16 protein-coding genes are annotated in these 17,743 nt (G+C 45.0%); 12 read left to right on the plus strand and 4 right to left on the minus strand.

The features are described 5' to 3' along the window. Positions 1-25 precede the first annotated feature (25 nt). Positions 26-472, plus strand: a complete 447-nt coding sequence (locus Xmir_RS08920) for a flavodoxin (protein ID WP_099114035.1) — start codon at positions 26-28, stop codon at positions 470-472. An 84-nt stretch (positions 473-556) separates the two neighbouring features. On the opposite strand, the gene Xmir_RS08925 is transcribed toward Xmir_RS08920, so the two are convergent. Further along, positions 557-943, minus strand: a complete 387-nt coding sequence (locus tag Xmir_RS08925) for a DUF3461 family protein (protein WP_099114036.1) — start codon at positions 941-943, stop codon at positions 557-559. 430 nt (positions 944-1,373) lie between these two features. Between Xmir_RS08925 and Xmir_RS08935 the strand changes: the two genes are divergently transcribed. Continuing rightward, the gene (locus Xmir_RS08935) at positions 1,374-1,775 is read left to right on the plus strand and encodes an HVO_A0114 family putative DNA-binding protein (protein ID WP_099114037.1); all 402 of its coding nucleotides are present in this window, start codon (positions 1,374-1,376) and stop codon (positions 1,773-1,775) included. Positions 1,776-1,854: 79 nt separating this feature from the next. Here Xmir_RS08935 and dapD read toward each other — a convergent pair whose 3' ends face one another. The 3 genes from dapD to map all read right to left on the minus strand — a co-directional run bounded on the left by dapD (position 1,855) and on the right by map (position 6,329). Continuing rightward, complete coding sequence (dapD, locus tag Xmir_RS08940; RefSeq protein WP_099114038.1) at positions 1,855-2,679, minus strand: 2,3,4,5-tetrahydropyridine-2,6-dicarboxylate N-succinyltransferase; 825 nt, start codon at positions 2,677-2,679, stop codon at positions 1,855-1,857. Positions 2,680-2,716: 37 nt separating this feature from the next. Next, positions 2,717-5,371, minus strand: a complete 2,655-nt coding sequence (gene glnD / locus Xmir_RS08945) for a bifunctional uridylyltransferase/uridylyl-removing protein GlnD (protein WP_099114039.1) — start codon at positions 5,369-5,371, stop codon at positions 2,717-2,719. 160 nt (positions 5,372-5,531) lie between these two features. Next, positions 5,532-6,329 carry a type I methionyl aminopeptidase gene (map, locus tag Xmir_RS08950; RefSeq protein ID WP_099114040.1) on the minus strand — a complete coding sequence of 266 codons (798 nt, stop codon included), beginning with the start codon at positions 6,327-6,329 and terminating at the stop codon, positions 5,532-5,534. A 382-nt stretch (positions 6,330-6,711) separates the two neighbouring features. Between map and rpsB the strand changes: the two genes are divergently transcribed. The 10 genes from rpsB (at position 6,712) to skp (ending at position 17,740) form a co-directional block, all read left to right on the plus strand. Then, positions 6,712-7,437 (plus strand): 30S ribosomal protein S2, encoded by a 726-nt coding sequence (gene rpsB / locus Xmir_RS08955; RefSeq protein WP_099114041.1) that lies wholly within the window; start codon positions 6,712-6,714, stop codon positions 7,435-7,437. Between the two features lie 148 nt (positions 7,438-7,585). After that, entirely contained in the window at positions 7,586-8,443 is an 858-nt protein-coding gene (gene tsf, locus Xmir_RS08960; RefSeq protein ID WP_099114042.1) for a translation elongation factor Ts, read from the plus strand. A gap of 147 nt (positions 8,444-8,590) precedes the next feature. After that, a complete protein-coding gene (gene pyrH / locus Xmir_RS08965) occupies positions 8,591-9,319 on the plus strand; it encodes a UMP kinase (protein WP_099114043.1) in 729 nt (242 codons plus the stop codon). A gap of 167 nt (positions 9,320-9,486) precedes the next feature. Next, positions 9,487-10,044: a ribosome recycling factor gene (gene frr, locus Xmir_RS08970; RefSeq protein WP_099114044.1), complete on the plus strand. Its 558-nt coding sequence runs from the start codon at positions 9,487-9,489 to the stop codon at positions 10,042-10,044. Between the two features lie 171 nt (positions 10,045-10,215). Further along, positions 10,216-11,412, plus strand: coding sequence for a 1-deoxy-D-xylulose-5-phosphate reductoisomerase (ispC, locus tag Xmir_RS08975; RefSeq protein WP_099114045.1), 1,197 nt, complete (start codon positions 10,216-10,218; stop codon positions 11,410-11,412). Positions 11,413-11,678: 266 nt separating this feature from the next. Beyond that, complete coding sequence (ispU, locus tag Xmir_RS08980) at positions 11,679-12,431, plus strand: (2E,6E)-farnesyl-diphosphate-specific ditrans,polycis-undecaprenyl-diphosphate synthase (protein ID WP_099114046.1); 753 nt, start codon at positions 11,679-11,681, stop codon at positions 12,429-12,431. Positions 12,432-12,440: 9 nt separating this feature from the next. Continuing rightward, complete coding sequence (cdsA, locus tag Xmir_RS08985) at positions 12,441-13,304, plus strand: phosphatidate cytidylyltransferase (RefSeq protein WP_099114047.1); 864 nt, start codon at positions 12,441-12,443, stop codon at positions 13,302-13,304. Positions 13,305-13,310: 6 nt separating this feature from the next. Further along, the gene (gene rseP / locus Xmir_RS08990; RefSeq protein ID WP_208620416.1) at positions 13,311-14,666 is read left to right on the plus strand and encodes a sigma E protease regulator RseP; all 1,356 of its coding nucleotides are present in this window, start codon (positions 13,311-13,313) and stop codon (positions 14,664-14,666) included. A 34-nt stretch (positions 14,667-14,700) separates the two neighbouring features. Next, positions 14,701-17,091, plus strand: a complete 2,391-nt coding sequence (gene bamA / locus Xmir_RS08995; protein ID WP_099114114.1) for an outer membrane protein assembly factor BamA — start codon at positions 14,701-14,703, stop codon at positions 17,089-17,091. A gap of 151 nt (positions 17,092-17,242) precedes the next feature. Further along, positions 17,243-17,740 carry a molecular chaperone Skp gene (skp, locus tag Xmir_RS09000; protein WP_099114049.1) on the plus strand — a complete coding sequence of 166 codons (498 nt, stop codon included), beginning with the start codon at positions 17,243-17,245 and terminating at the stop codon, positions 17,738-17,740. The last annotated feature ends 3 nt before the right edge of the window (positions 17,741-17,743 follow it).

Genomic DNA, 17,743 nt, shown 5'->3' on the forward strand with positions numbered 1-17,743 from the left:
AAACCGATTAAAGAGATCAATATCTATGGCAAAGATTGGTATTTTCGTTGGTACAGTTTATGGCAATGCGCTGGCAGTTGCGGAAGAAGCACAGCAGATCCTCAGGCAGCAAGGGCATGAGGTTGAGATCTTTGAAGATGCAACCTTAGCGCAATGGCGAGAGTATCTGCAACAAATTGTTTTAGTTGTCACTTCGACGACAGGGCAAGGCGATCTGCCTGATAATATCCAGCCGCTTTATGTAGAGTTGAATGATAAGTTGGGCTATCAGCCCGATTTGCGTTATGGCGTAATTGCGCTGGGTGACAGCAGTTACGACACTTTCTGTGGTGGTGGTCGTACCTTTGATAAATTGTTACAGGAGCAGGGAGCCAAACGAATCGGGGATATGCTGCTGATTGATGCTATTGAGGTAGTTGAACCTGAGGTCTTCGCCCAGAACTGGATTGAGGAGTGGGGAACTTTGCTGTAGAAAAATGCGTTGTCACACCGCTTATACCTTTACCTTGGCTTGAAATGCAAGAGGATAAGCGGTGTTGTGACATTGCTGACGTGATTATTTACGGGTCAGCTTTTCCAAATCTGCTTCGATTTCTGCAATCTTATTGGCAACAACATGCTCAAGATGACGTAAGTCGTCGAGGATTTTGTGTTTCAAATCCACTTCGATCTGGTCACGTCTGCAAATTTGATCCAGCTCTTCGATCACATAACGCAGGTTGGTGTTGATCTCTTTGACTTCTTTGTAACCTTGCCCGGAATGATCGTCAGAGATGGTTTTCAACTGGCGTGGGTACTTAAATTTAACGCTCTTGGCGAAGAACTCGCCTTTGTCCTTGCGGAAATAAATCTTCAGAATGTCGTTGTTAGCTTCCTGACGGAGGCTATAGCGATCAATATCTTCAGGATGCGTGATCCCCAAACTTTTCAAATTATCGTACATAGCGCGTCACCTAGTCACCTAAATGAAATGGAAAAGGCAAAAGAAATAGTGGATTTATTATCCATTTCGTAATTGTTAAAAGTCAATCGGTTAATGGCGATTGAGGGGAGCTACACAAAAATTAGCGCAATGATGTCGCTTGAAACTCCCCATAAATATACATATGATCAGCTCATAATAATGACGGGGCCTTGATCGTGGATTATGAACATGGACTAGAGATCTTACTAGATCTTCATTGCCAATGAGTTAATAGGGATGATGGTTATTGGTGGGAAATATAAGGGTCGTATAGTATACGATCATATGCACAGAAACTCGCATGATAAAGGAGTACCACACGAGTTCATGTCACCTTATCAATTAATTGAAGACTTTTTTGCTAAAATTGACGAGGTCATAGCTGAGAGAGAATCTAGAGGTTAGTAAAATGAAAGCACTCATCGGCGTAATGAATGAAGAACTCATTCGTAAACGTATATTGGCAATAGCCAAAGGGGAATATAAACCACTTTCAGATGAACCCAAGGTCTGGTTTACCTCCATGATAGCGCTGGCTCAGGTGTTGAGTGAAAATAATATCGCTTTACTTCGTATGATGGATGAGCAGAAGCCAGAGACCATAGCCGAACTTTCCGGGCTTTCGGGGAGAAAACCTAGCAATTTATCAACTACGTTAAAAACACTTAATCGGCATGGTTTTGTTCGGTTGGAAAAAAATGGAAAAAATGTCAAACCAATTGCTTTATTTACCGATTTTGAAATAAAGATTGAACAGGATGTTACCGAAAGAATTATGAAAGCCTGCTCAAAAGGTAAAAAAGCTGCCTGAGATTGAATAAGTTCCGACTTTTTTCAGACCGCAGCAGCAAACCACCCGCTATAAGGAGGCTTGCTGCTATTTTTAATATTTAGTCAATATTTCTCAGTAATTCATTAATACCCACTTTGCCACGCGTTTTGGCATCAACCTTTTTCACGATAACGGCGCAATACAGGCTGTAGCTGCCATCTTTCGAAGGCAAATTACCGGAGACTACAACAGAGCCTGCTGGTACGCGGCCATAATGAATTTCGCCGGTCTCGCGATCATAGATTTTAGTGCTCTGACCGATGTAGACACCCATTGAGATCACAGAGCCTTCTTCCACGATAACGCCTTCCACGATTTCAGAACGGGCGCCGATAAAACAGTTATCTTCAATGATGGTCGGATTGGCTTGTAATGGTTCCAACACACCACCAATACCAACGCCGCCAGATAAATGAACATTTTTGCCGATCTGTGCACAAGAACCGACAGTTGCCCAAGTATCTACCATCGTACCTTCATCCACATAAGCACCAAGGTTGACGTAAGATGGCATTAACACAGTGTTACGGGCGATATATGCACCCTGACGGACAGCCGCAGGAGGGACGACACGGAATCCTTCTTTTTCGAAACGAGCCTGATCATAATCAGCAAATTTCATGGGTACTTTGTCGAAATAGCGGCTTTCAGCGCCTTCCATGACTTGGTTGTCATTAATGCGGAAGGAGAGCAACACGGCTTTTTTCAGCCATTGGTGAGTGACCCATTGCCCATCGATCTTTTCAGCGACGCGCAGTTTGCCGTTATCGAGCATCTGGATGACTTGATTAATAGCATCACGCGTCGTTCCATCAACGGTAGCGGGTGTGATGTTTACGCGATTTTCAAACGCACTTTCGATAGTAGCTTGTAATTGCTGCATAATTATGCGGTTCCTAATTTCTGTTAAGAGAATTTTGCTATAGTTTATCCCGTGTGTTGAGGGCTTCTGTCAACCTTTCTGATAATTCATCCCTGATTTTTTTATGTAATGCGTTTTGATCTTTATCTGCCAGTACAAAAAAATCTTCAACTTGTTCACCAATAGTAGTAATGCGCGCACCATGTAAGGAAACACCCAATTCAGCGAAAATATTGCCTACCCGTGCCAATAATCCGGGCTGATCTAACGCAATTAATTCCATATAGGAGCGACGAACATTTTTTGTTGGCAAAAAACTCACTTTGGTTGGCACATTGAAATGACGTAATTTAGAAGGCAGGCTACGCGCTTTTGGTACTTTAGGATGAGGATCATTCACGACTTTCAGTAAGGCTCGACGGATAGGTTCGTGGCGATCAAGAGACAATGGATGACCATTAGGTTCCAAAACGATAAATGTATCCATCGCCATCCCATCACGATTAGTGAAGATTTGGGCATCATGAACACTTAAATTGCGCCGGTCCAATTCCCCGACAACGGCAGCGAAGAGAGAAGGCCTGTCTTGGCACCAAATAAAAATTTCTGTGCCGCCGTGAGAAAAAGCGGTGCTGATCAGAACCATTGGTTCCGCAGAGAAAGGGTGGATAAGATGGCTGGCATGCCAGGCTAATTGATCGGGACTGTGACGTAAAAAATAATCGGCATGGCAGCGGCCCCAGATATAATGTAATCGTTCTTCGTCAATATTTTCTTGCCGCAGCAGAGCTAATGCCTGTAATCGGTTGTTACGGACACGCTCCCGTAAATCAGGCGTATTCTGAATGCCTTGGCGCAATTGGGCTTCAGTGGCGAAATAGAGTTCACGTATCAAGCTTTGCTTCCAACTATTCCAAAGTTTGGCATTCGTCGCGCAGATATCAGCAACGGTCAGGCAGACCAAATGATTTAAGCGATTTTGATTTTTGACCACACTGGCAAATTGCTGGATAACCTCAGGATCTTGAATATCCCGCCGCTGGGCAGTGACTGACATCAGCAAATGGTCGCGAACCAGCCATTCCACTAATTCTGCTTCGCGGTTTGTCAGGCCATGCTGTTGTGCGAATAAGTAAGCATCTTTGGCCCCAAGTTCAGAATGGTCGCCATTGCGCCCTTTGGCGATATCGTGGAAAAAAGCCGCCAGCCGCAAGAGTTCTGGCTGAAGAAGGCGTGGGTAAAGCTCGACACATAGGGGGTGGATCACGCGGTTGTTTTCGTCAGCAAAGCTTTCCAGTTTTTGCAGTACCCGAATGGTATGTTCGTCAACTGTATACGCATGAAAAAGGTCAAATTGCATCTGGCCGACAATGTTGCTCCAATGCGGCATGTAAGCGCCTAGCACGCTATGCCGGTGCATCGGGAGCAGGGCGCTTCCGACTGCACGGGGATGGCGTAGAATATCCATGAAAATCTTTCGTGCTTCGGGCAAATCACACAAGGGGGTTGTCAGGTTTCTACGGGCATAGCGAAGCTGGCGCAATGTTGTGGAATAGATACCTTTGATTTCACGATGTTCAGCCATGTGATAAAACATTTTCAAAATTGACGTGGGATCACGGCTAAACAGTGTTTCATCAATTAAATCGATGAGGTTTCCTCGTAGCTGAAACTCAGCGTTCAAGGGACGCGGTTTTTCATTGGGCTGCAATGCCAGAATGGCCTCATCAAACAGTTGCAGCAGCATGTTATTCAGTTCACTGACACGACGGGTCATGCGATAGAAATCTTTCATCATCCGTTCGACAGGCTGATTGCGTTCACCTTCATAGCCAAGCAATTGGGCGACGCTGACCTGACGTTCAAACAACAGTCGATTATCATAGCGGGTAACGACCAAATGCAGTGCAAAACGGATACGCCAGAGAAAATTCTGGCATTCGTTCAATTCGTTGCGCTCTTCCTGAGTCAGGAAGCCAAAACCAACCATTTCATCTAACGATTTTGCCCCAAAATGGCGGTGAGCAACCCAGAGTAACGTGTGAATATCGCGTAATCCACCCGGGCTACTTTTGATATCAGGTTCCAGATTGTAACTGGTGCCGTGATAACGCTGATGACGTTCTTGTTGCTCAGTGAGCTTAGCTGAGAAAAATCGGGCTGATGGCCAGAAATCATCACTGAAAATATATTTCTGCAAGCGCAGAAATAGAGGTAAGTCCCCATCAATTAAACGGGCTTCAATGAGGTTTGTGGCAATAGTCAGATCGGCAAGCCCTTTTTGTTTACACTCTTCGAACGTTCTGACACTGTGGCCCACTTCCAGACGAATATCCCAGAGTAAAGTAATAAATTTTCCGATATGAGCGGATTGTTCTTCACTCAATGGAGATTCACTGAGAATCAGTAGATCAATATCGGAAAGAGGGTGCAACTCGCGGCGACCGTAGCCACCTACTGCAATCAGAGAAAGGGAGGCTATCTGGTCAAATCCCTGTTCCTGCCATAATCGTTTTAAAAGCTGATCAATATAGTCACTGCGAGCATAAATCAGTGCGTTCGGCGAAATGCCCGCCTTAAATGCCTGTTCAAGCCATAGCTGAAATTCATCAATATGTTGTTTCAGGGCAGGAAGTTGCAGATCGTTGTGGGAAAACTCCACAGGAGAAATGGGCGGAATGGGCGCTTGTGCTAAGGAAATATCGGCTGGCATATGCGGAAACCTATTATGAGAAAGCTCATGAGGAAACAAACCATAATGACCAGATTACTGAGAAACACGTGAGATGAACAGGGATTATTGCCAGAGAATGAAGTCCCTGCGGAGTGAGCAGGAGCTTCATTAATTAGGGGGATACCTGGCATCAAGGCTTTTATGCGTTCACCAGTACCGCAGAGATATGGGACTCTTCTTCTTTTCGCCATGTCATGATTTCACAGCCATTGTCGGTAACGACAATCGTATGCTCATACTGTGCAGACCAGCCACGATCTTTGGTCTTCACTGTCCAGCCATCTTTCATGGTACGGATGCGGAAATCACCTGCATTTACCATCGGCTCGATGGTGAATGCCATGCCTTTTTGCAGGACGACGCCACCATCATCGGCATCATAATGCAGAACGTGAGGTTCTTCGTGGAAGACCCTACCGATACCGTGGCCGCAGTATTCGCGGACAACAGAGTAATCATGACCTTCCACAAACTGCTGAATGGCTTTACCGATGCTACGCAGGCGAATACCCGGCTTAACCATTTTCAGGGCAAGATACAGGCTTTCCTGTGTCACACGGCACAGGCGTTCACCTTGAATGGTTGGTTTACCAACGATGAACATTTTGGAAGTATCACCGTGGAACTCTTCTTTGATAACAGTCACATCAATATTGACGATATCGCCTTCTTTCAGCACCTTGTCATCGCTTGGAATGCCATGACAAACCACGTCATTGACGGAGATACACACGGATTTAGGAAAACCGTGATAGCCCAGACAAGCTGAGATAGCTTGTTGCTTCCCGGTGATATGTTCGTGACAAATACGATCAAGTTCACCTGTGGTGACACCAGCCTTGATGTAAGGCTCAATCATTTCCAGAACTTCGGCTGCCAGACGTCCGGCAACACGCATCTTCTGAATGTCTTCTTCTGTTTTGATAGAAATAGCCATGAAATGGGTCCATTTAAGTCGGAAAATTGCCGACCACTTGATATTAACTAAGGAAAAATATTGTCAGTAATGGTATCAGCCCACCGAATGTCTGCCAATAACTGTTGGCTGACAGACTACCAGAAAGCAATAACAAATGTTGGAGTATGGTGGCGGTTTGTGGTATAAAGCGCGCCGGTATTCTGTGTAATTGTTTCTGATGTGATGCAGTTCGCAGGGATACTAAATAAACTCATTATGTGTAAATAACACACACGGATCGGCACATACACCGGGGTGCTCTAATGCGGTTAATTCATTGATATGAATCATCCGCAGTCAAAGAGTCGGTGTCATGGGATCTGTGGAGGCATAACCCCAATTAACTTTATAGAGGTCTAAAATGGCAACTGTTTCCATGCGCGATATGCTGCAAGCGGGCGTTCACTTCGGTCACCAGACTCGTTACTGGAACCCAAAAATGAAACCTTTCATCTTTGGTGCTCGTAACAAAGTTCATATCATCAATCTGGAAAAAACTGTTCCAATGTTCAACGATGCACTGGCAGAGCTGAACAAAATCGCTTCCCGTAAAGGTAAAATTCTGTTTGTTGGCACCAAGCGTGCTGCTAGCGAAGCAGTAAAAGAAGCAGCACTGAGCTGTGACCAATACTTCGTTAACCACCGTTGGTTAGGTGGTATGCTGACTAACTGGAAAACTGTTCGTCAGTCAATCAAGCGTTTGAAAGATCTGGAAGTTCAGTCTCAGGACGGTACTTTTGACAAGCTGACCAAGAAAGAAGCGCTGATGCGTACTCGTGAGCTTGGCAAACTGGAAAACAGCCTGGGTGGTATCAAAGACATGGGCGGCCTGCCTGATGCTCTGTTCGTTATCGATGCTGAACATGAACACATCGCTATCAAAGAAGCCAACAACCTGGGTATCCCAGTATTCGCTATCGTTGATACCAACTCTGATCCAGATGGCGTTGATTTCATCATTCCTGGTAACGACGACGCAATCCGTGCAGTAAAACTGTACCTGACCGCTGCAGCTACCGCTGTTCGTGAAGGTCGTTCTCAAGATCTGGCTGTTCAGGCTGAAGAAGGTCTTGTAGACGCTGAATAATAAGGCATGCTCAATTCTTGAGCCCTTATTGACCAGGTATTGAAATATATTGGTTAGGGGGCCTGTCACGGCCCCCTTTACATATCTGATATAGAACTATCCCCGCGGAATATTATCTTCCCGCGAGACACATCGAGGAATAAAACAAATGGCTGACATTACCGCTGCTCTGGTAAAAGAACTGCGTGAGCGTACTGGCGCAGGCATGATGGAATGTAAAAAAGCACTGGTTGAAGCAAATGGTGATATCGAACTGGCTATCGATAACATGCGTAAATCAGGTCAGGCAAAAGCGGCTAAGAAAGCAGGCCGTGTTGCTGCTGAAGGTGTTATCCTGGTTGAAGTTGCTGCTGATGCTAAATTCGCAGGTATCGTTGAATTGAACTGTGAAACTGACTTCGTTGCTAAAGACGCAGGCTTCCTGGCGTTTGGTAAAGAAGTTATTGCTTCCGTTATGGCTGACAAAAACGCTGACATCGAAGCTCTGAAAGCGAAGTTCGAAGAACAGCGTGCTACTCTGGTAGCGAAAATCGGTGAAAACATCAACATCCGTCGTGTTGAAATTCTGGAAGGCGAAGCTGTAGGTTCTTACCTGCACGGTGCTCGCATTGGTGTTCTGGTTGCTGCTGAAGGCGCAAGCGAAGAGCTGATCAAGCACATCGCAATGCACGTTGCTGCAAGCAAACCAGAATATGTAAACCCAACTGACGTTCCTGCTGACGTTGTTGAGCGTGAACACCAGATCCAGTTGGACATCGCAATGCAGTCTGGTAAGCCTCGCGAAATCGCAGAGAAAATGGTTTCTGGCCGTATGAACAAATTCACCGGCGAAATCTCTCTGACTGGTCAGAACTTCGTGATGGATCCAAGCAAATCTGTTGGCGATCTGCTGAAAGAAAACAATGCTAAAGTAATCAACTTCATCCGCTTCGAAGTTGGTGAAGGTATTGAGAAAGTTGAAGCTGATTTCGCAGCAGAAGTTGCTGCAATGAGTAAACAGTCTTAATTTTCTTAAACGGAGCCGCCGATTGGCGGTTCTGTTTTATCTCGACATGAGTTTTTTACATCTGGGCTGAATAGTGCGTGGATGTGTAGTAATTGAATAAACCGTAATAAATCCTCAATAATCCTTATCTGCTTAGGACTGAACACCATGGCAACCAATGCAAAACCCGTATATCAGAGAATCCTGCTTAAGCTCAGTGGAGAAGCCCTGCAAGGCGAAGAAGGTTTTGGTATCGACGCTAGAGTCTTAGACCGCATGGCTCAGGAAATCAAAGAACTGGTTGAGCTGGGTATTCAGGTCGGTGTCGTTATTGGAGGAGGTAACCTGTTTCGTGGCGCAGGCTTGGCACAAGCAGGTATGAACCGTGTAGTAGGCGATCACATGGGCATGTTGGCGACCGTGATGAACGGCTTGGCGATGCGTGATGCGTTGCACCGCGCCTATGTGAACGCTCGTTTGATGTCTGCCATTCCATTGAATGGTGTGTGTGACAACTATAGCTGGGCTGAGGCGATCAGCTTACTGCGTCACGGTCGCGTTGTTATTTTCTCTGCGGGAACTGGTAACCCGTTCTTTACAACTGATTCCGCTGCATGTCTGCGTGGCATTGAAATTGAAGCGGATGTTGTGTTAAAAGCAACCAAAGTTGATGGCGTTTATTCCGCTGATCCTGAGAAAGATCCTGAAGCAGAACTCTACCACGAGCTGGCATATCAGGAAGTATTAGAGCGTGAATTGAAAGTGATGGATCTGGCGGCCTTTACGTTGGCTCGTGACCATAACCTGCCAATTCGTGTTTTTAATATGAACAAACCAGGCGCACTTCGTCGTGTTGTGATGGGGGAAAATGAAGGTACGCTGATTTCTAACAACTGATTTTCATAATTCATGCTCAGAGACACCGATGAAGTTTGACGGTATGATCAGCGACCTGATGCGCCAAATTTAATGACACAGGGCCACTTATTCATTAGCGTATTTGATGCGATATTTGCTCATTACGCATTTGGCCTAAAAAATAACATCTCCCAAGGGTTTGTAACGTGATTAATGAAATCAAAAAAGACGCACAAGACCGCATGGAAAAAAGCGTCGAAGCACTGAAAAACCAAATCAGCAAGGTTCGTACTGGCCGTGCTTCTCCTAGTCTGTTGGATGGAATCAGCGTTGAATATTATGGCGCTGCGACTCCACTGCGTCAGATTGCAAACGTCGTTGCAGAAGATGCACGTACTTTAGCGATCACCGTATTTGACCGTTCTATGACTGCGGCTATTGAAAAAGCAATTATGGCTTCTGATCTGGGTCTGAACCCATCTTCTGCCGGAACCATTATCCGTGTCCCACTGCCACCACTGACAGAAGAACGCCGTAAGGATCTCATTAAGGTTGTTCGTGGCGAAGCGGAGCAGGGTCGTGTTTCTATCCGTAATATTCGTCGTGATGCTAATGATAAGGTCAAAGCATTGCTGAAAGATAAAGAAATCAGTGAAGATGAAGAGCGTCGTTCACAAGATGATATTCAGAAACTGACTGATAGCTTCATTAAGAAGGTTGATGAAGCACTGGCAAATAAAGAAGCCGAATTGATGGACTTCTAATTGCTAATGCAGGAATACAACTCATAAGCACAACGCCGCAATTTTTGCGGCGTTGTGCTTATTCTTGATATTACACTTCGTATCACATTTCTTTCTCAAGCGATGGACATAGCGATCTGTACCGCTCAAACTATTGTAATTTTATATCAGTAGTCTATTCAGAGTATCAAAATGAAACGGTTAACTATTCTTGGCTCAACGGGTTCGATTGGGAAAAGTACGCTTTCTGTTGTCAGAAATAACCCAACAAAATTCAAGGTAGTCGCCCTTGCTGCCGGGAAAAATATTGAAGTTATGGCACAGCAGTGTCTGGAATTTAGCCCACAATATGCAGCGATGGAAGATGAGCAATCCGCAAAGGGGCTGCGCCGGTTATTGCAGGAACAGGGAAGTCAAACCGAAGTGTTGTTCGGTAAAGATGCTATTTGTGATTTAGCCGCACTGGAAGAAGTCGATCAAGTCATGTCTGCCATTGTTGGGGTGGCCGGGTTATTACCGACATTGGCGGCTATCCGTAAGGGAAAACAGGTTCTGTTAGCGAATAAAGAATCCCTGATTACCAGTGGGCGTCTGTTTATGGATGCTGTTGTCCAGCATAAAGCGCAACTGTTACCCATCGATAGTGAACATAATGCTATCTTTCAGAGCTTGCCGGAAGCGGTTCAACATAACCTCGGCAATGTAAATTTGAAGGATTATGGCATTTCCAGCATTATTCTGACAGGTTCCGGTGGGCCGTTCCGTAAAACGCCGTTAGAAACATTACCTCATGTTACGCCGGATGAAGCGTGTGCCCACCCTATTTGGTCAATGGGACGTAAAATTTCTGTTGATTCGGCTACCATGATGAACAAAGGGCTGGAATATATCGAGGCGCGTTACCTGTTCAATGCGTCTGCCGATGAAATGGAAGTATTGTTACATCCCCAGTCAGTCATCCATTCCATGGTTCGCTATCAGGATGGCAGCATCATTGCACAATTGGGAACGCAGGACATGTGTACTCCAATAGCCCATGCAATGGCTTATCCTAATCGTATCTCATCCGGCGCAAAACCATTGGATTTTACCGAGCTGAGCATGCTGACCTTCGAAGCCCTCGATTATCAACGCTACCCTTGTCTAAAATTGGCCATTGAAGCTTGTAATCAAGGCCAGGCGGCAACCACAGCCTTAAATGCAGCTAACGAAGAAACTGTTGATGTTTTTTTGAAAGATGGAATTCATTTCACAGATATCGCGACAATTAATCGCTTGGTCGTGGAAAAATTAAATTTATCTGAACCTCAAAGTATTGAAGAGGTCTTAGAAGTCGACAATACAGCACGGATCTTGGCGAGAGAAACCATCAGAATTTTTGCCAAATAGCGAATTTTGTTAATAAGTATGTGTTTGTTTGCGTTTTGGCAAATGATATAGTTCGCGGGTAAATTATAGTTGTTATAATAGCCAATTCAGTTAGTTGGTATCCGCGTTTCAATCGTGTATATCAAGGACAAAGGCTTTCATTCAGGCCGTGCCAGAAATAGCCGTGGTAGCCGTGATAATCATTAACACGTAACACGGCTTTTTCATGTTTGGAATAGATTGAATTCATCGAAAAGCCAGCTTAGTTATTTTAAGGATTATTTTGAGTGATACCTCCCAGTGATAGTGATTCATTGCCAACGTTGCCCAGACATGTCGCCATTATTATGGATGGCAATGGTCGTTGGGCAAAAAAGCGTGGCAAATTAAGAGTGTTTGGTCATCGCGCAGGCGTTAAAGCTGTGCGGAGTGCCGTGAGTTTTTCAGTGAAACATAACATTGAATCATTGACCCTATATGCTTTCAGCAGTGAAAACTGGAATCGCCCACAGCAGGAAGTCAGTTCATTGATGGAGCTGTTTGTTTTTGCTCTTGATAATGAAGTGAAGAGCCTGCATAAACACAATGTGAAATTGTCTGTTATTGGCGATATTAGTCGCTTTAGCCCACGGTTGCAGGAGCGTATCCGCCGTTCAGTTGAATTAACGGCGGACAATACCGGATTGCAGCTTAATATTGCCGCTAACTATGGCGGACGTTGGGATTTGGTTCAGGGTATTAAGCAAATAGCTGAAAAAATTAAGTCAAATGAGTTGGTTCCTGAGGAAATCAGCGAGGCCACAGTAGGTAACTTCATTAATTTAAGTCAGCAGCCTGAAGTTGATCTGGTCATTCGAACCGGAGGCGAACATCGTATCAGTAATTTCTTGTTATGGCAGATAGCTTATGCAGAATTGTATTTTACCGATATACTTTGGCCTGATTTTGATGAAACTTCTTTTGAAGGTGCAATTAATGCCTTTGCCAAACGAGAACGCCGATTTGGCGGAACACCAGACGATGCCGAAGTGGGATCATAGGAGGAGAACTTGCTGAAGTACCGTCTTTTAACTACGTTGATATTGATTCCACTTGTTGTAGCAGCACTGTTTTTCCTTCCCCCATCAGGATTTGGATTGGTTGTCATTGCTGTTTCAGCGCTTGCCGCATGGGAATGGGGGCAATTTGCTGGTCTCTTCACTCAAACTAAACGTATTACGCTGGCTGTATTATGTGCCGTAGGATTATTGGCTTTACAATACTCTTTGTCAGATTTTTCTCATCTTATTGAAAAACCGCAAATTGTATATCTGTTGTGGGCTGGCATGCTTTGGTGGGTAGCCGCAATTTTATTGGTGGTCACTTATCCGGCTTCGGCTTCCATCTGGAAGTCATCGGTTGTTTTGCGCCTGCTGTTTGGTGTCCTGACTATCGTGCCATTTTATTGTGGAATGATGGTACTGCGCACCCAGGGTTATGAAAACAATACCTATGATGGAGCATGGTGGCTGCTGTATGTCATGTTGCTGGTATGGGCTGCTGATTCCGGTGCTTATATTTTTGGCCGCACTATGGGTAAGCACAAAATGGCACCAAAAGTGTCACCGGGCAAGACCCTTGAAGGGCTTGTTGGTGGGCTGTTAACTGCTGCACTGATTTCATGGCTGTTCGGTAAATTTGCACCCGTACCTGCAATGCCAGAACACTTGTTGTTGATTTCTACGGTAGTCGTTATTGCCTCGGTCTTTGGTGATCTGACCGAAAGCATGTTCAAGCGGGAATCAGGGATTAAAGACAGTAGTCAATTGATTCCGGGACATGGCGGAGTCATGGATAGGGTAGATAGCTTAACAGCGGCCATCCCTGTATTTGCGGGTTTGGTCATGTTAATTTCTTCTGGATTTGCTCTCTGAGGGTACATAATGGATATTCTCTGGAATCTGGCTGCATTTATTGTTGCGTTGGGTGTTCTCATCACAGTGCATGAGTTTGGTCATTTTTGGGTTGCCAGACGATGTGGTATTTACGTTGAACGCTTTTCCATCGGGTTTGGTAAAGTGCTTTGGCGTCGTACAGATAAACAGGGGACCGAATACGTTATTGCCCTTATTCCGCTTGGCGGATATGTCAAGATGCTCGACGAACGGGTGGGGGATGTTTCGCCCGAACGTCGTCATATGGCATTCAACAATAAAACCATCGGCCAGCGCGCGGCAGTGATCAGCGCCGGGCCAATTGCAAACTTCATTCTGGCGGTTATCGCTTATTGGTTGGTTTTTGTGATTGGTGTGCCAACTGTACGCCCTGTGGTGTTGGATGTTAAGCCAGATTCTATTGCCGCACAGGCAAATATTTTGCCTGGAATGGAACTAAAAGCTGTTGATGGTATCGAAACCTCTGATTGGAATTCGGTACGTCTTGCTATGGTAAGTAAAGTGGGTGAGACATCTGTGTCCATGGATGTTACTCCCGTGGATGCCACTGACAGTATTCAAAAGACGCTGGATTTGCGCGGATGGGCATTCGACCCATCTAAGCAGGACGTTTTGCTGTCTTTGGGCATCATGCCTGTTGTTCCGCGAGTCAGTTCGCAAGTGGAGAAGGTTTATCCTGCTTCACCTGCTGAAAAAGCCGGTTTACAGTCGGGAGACAGAATCGTTAAAGTCAATGGTCAGGATGTAGATGTCTGGCACACTTTTTCATCATTTGTCAGGAAGAATCCCAATATTCCTCTAAAATTGGACGTTGCGAGAGCTGGAGGGATGATTTCCCTGTCTCTGATCCCTGAGGTCAAAAAATTATCCAATGGCCGTGAGGAAGGATTTGCAGGTACTGAACTTAAGGTCATTCCACTGGCAGATGAATACAAAGTGGTTCAACAGTACGGGCCTTTTTCTGCCATTTATGAGGCAGGGGATAAAACTTGGCAATTAATGAAGCTGACCGTCAATATGCTGGGCAAATTAATTGTGGGTGAGGTGAAACTTAATAACTTAAGTGGCCCGATTTCCATTGCCAAAGGTGCCGGAGTATCGGCTGATTCTGGCTTGGTGTATTATTTGATGTTTTTGGCGCTGATTAGCGTCAACCTTGGGATCATTAACCTGTTCCCATTACCTGTACTAGATGGTGGACACTTGCTTTTCCTTGCAATCGAAAAGATCAAGGGAGGGCCGGTCTCCGAGCGTGTACAAGACTTCAGTTATCGCATTGGTGCTGTATTGCTGGTGTTATTAATGGGGCTTGCACTTTTCAATGATTTCTCCCGTTTTTAAGACGGGAGACCGGTTAGGAAAACGCATAACAACGATGGCGATGAAAAAGTTGCTCATAGCGTCGCTGCTGTTCGGCAGCGCCACTGCATACGGTTCAGACGGATTCATAGTTCAGGACATTCATTTTGAGGGTCTTCAACGTGTCACCGTTGGTGCAGCATTACTGAACATGCCAGTTCGAGTCGGTGATACGGTTAGCGATGAAGACATTAGTCGCACGATTCATGCACTGTTCTCAACTGGGAACTTTGAAGATGTTCGTGTCTTACGTGATGGCAATTCACTTGTCGTTCAGGTAAAAGAACGACCGACTATCGCCAGTATCACTTTTTCCGGTAATAAATCGGTGAAAGATGACATGCTTAAGCAGAATCTTGAAGCGTCGCGTGTTCGTGTTGGTGAAGCCCTTGACCGCACTATGCTGTCCAATATTGAAAAAGGGCTGGAAGATTTTTACTACAGTGTTGGTAAATACAACGCGACAGTGAAAGCGGTTGTCACGCCGCTGCCCCGCAACCGTATTGACTTGAAACTTGTTTTTTCTGAAGGTGTTTCTGCCAAAATTCAACAAATTAATATTGTTGGTAATAAGGCCTTTTCGACCCAAGAGCTGCTTAATAATTTCCAGCTCAGGGACGATGTTCCTTGGTGGAATATGACGGCTGATCAGAAATATCAGAAACAAAAACTGTCTGGTGACCTTGAAACCCTGCGCAGTTTTTATCTTGACCGCGGCTATGCCCGTTTCAACATTGATTCAACCCAAGTCAATCTGACACCAGATAAGAAAGACATTTATATTACCGTCAATATCACCGAAGGTGATCAATACAAGATATCAAATGTTGATTTAAACGGTAATTTGGCTGGCTATCAGTCACAGATACAGGAATTCACTAACATTGAGCCGGGATCATTGTATAACGGTGCAGAAGTGACCAAGATGGAAACAGCCATCAAAAATCTGCTTGGTCGCTATGGTTATGCTTACCCTCGCGTAATGACTCAACCTGAAATCAACGATGCTGATAAAACCGTTAAGCTGCATGTCAATGTCGATGCAGGCAACCGTTTCTATGTGCGCAAGATTCGCTTTACAGGTAATGATATTAGTAAAGACTCAGTACTGCGCCGTGAAATGCGTCAGATGGAAGGGGCATGGTTAGGTAGTGATCAGGTTGAACAGGGCAAAGAACGCTTAAATCGACTCGGCTATTTTGAATCGGTTGATGTGGATACTGAACGTGTATCGGGTAGCCCAGATCAGGTTGATATCGTTTATAAGGTCAAAGAACGTAATACCGGTTCCATGAACTTTGGTGTTGGTTTTGGTACGGAAAGTGGCGTGAGCTTCCAAATCGGTCTCCAACAGGATAACTGGTTGGGAACGGGGAATTCCGTAGGTATCAGCGCCAGTAAAAATGATTATTCAACGTCGGCTGATTTATCTATGACCGATCCTTACTTCACCGTCAATGGGGTCAGTTTAGGTGGTCGCGTGTTTTATAATGACTTCCGTGCTGATGATGCTGAGCTTTCGAACTATACCAACAAAGCATATGGTACAGAGGGTGTGCTTGGCTTCCCATTGAATGAAAATAACTCTCTGGCGTTGAGACTGGGTTATGTACATAACTCCCTGTCTAACATGAGTCCACAAGTCGCGATGTGGCGTTATCTGGATAAAATGGGTAAAAAACGGGGATATGATGACAAGGCGAAATTCGATACCAATGATTTGTCTCTGACACTGGGATGGAGTTATAACAGCCTTGACCGTGGTTTCTTCCCAACTGCGGGTATCCGATCATCTCTGGATACCAAAATGACAATTCCTGGTTCTGACAACCAGTTCTATAAAATCACTTGGAACGCGACAGGTTATTATCCTCTTGATGATGATCATTCATGGGTGATGATGGGACGTACCCGTCTGGGGTATGGTGGTGGTTTTGGTGGCAAAGAAATGCCATTCTATGAAAACTTCTATGCTGGTGGCCCTAGCAGTGTTCGTGGTTTCCGCTCGAATAATATCGGCCCGAAAGCGATTTATTTAAATAATCAGGGTAAGCTAGATAAAAATAACCCATCCCGTGATGCTGTGGGGGGGAACTCGGTAGCGGTTGCGAGTTTCGAGCTGATTACGCCAACGCCGTTCCTGGATGCTAAATATTCCAATTCCGTTCGAACTTCATTGTTTGTGGATGCGGGAACGGTTTGGGATACGAATTGGGATACTAATTGGGCTAAGACTCACGGGATGCCTGACTACAGCAAGCCAAACAATATCCGTGTTTCGACCGGTATTGCTCTACAATGGATGTCACCGTTAGGGCCGCTGAGCTTCTCTTATGCGAAGCCAATTAAGGATTACGAAGGTGATAGATCTGAGCAGTTCCAGTTTAACATTGGCGGATCTTGGTAATAATTAATCTTTTTTGGTAAAAAATCGCTCTATTATTAGATAGGGCGATATTTAGAGTGTTCCAGATTCCGATTGGCATATAAAATAGCCTGATAGGATAAGCTCTAAATTTTCCAATCTGTAAAAATAGCGTGGGTCAAAGGAGTTTATAGTGAAAAAAGTATTATGTGCAGCAGGCCTGGGTATGGCGTTGGCGTTCTCTGCGGGTGTTCAGGCGGCAGATAAAATCGCTTTAGTGAATGTTGCTGAAGTTTTTCAACAGTTGCCAGCCCGTGAAGCTGTGGCAAAACAGTTGGACAACGAGTTTAAAAGCCGTGCAACTGAATTGCAGCGTATGGAATCAGATTTGCAGACCAAGCTCCAGAAATTACAGCGTGATGGCTCAACAATGAAAGCCAGTGAACGTGAAAAATTAGAAAAAGAAGTTGTGGCGAAACGCGATGAGTTTGCCCAGAAAGCACAATCTTTGGAAAACGATAGCCGCCGTCGCCAGTTGGAAGAGCGCAACAAAATCCTGACCCGTATTCAGGATGCGGTTAAAGTTGTTGCAGGTAAAGAAGGTTACGATCTTGTTCTTGATGCGAATGCCGCTGTGTATTCTGCGTCGGGTAAAGATATCACCGCAGAAGTACTGAAACAGGTTAAATAAGTA

The organism is Xenorhabdus miraniensis (assembly GCF_002632615.1).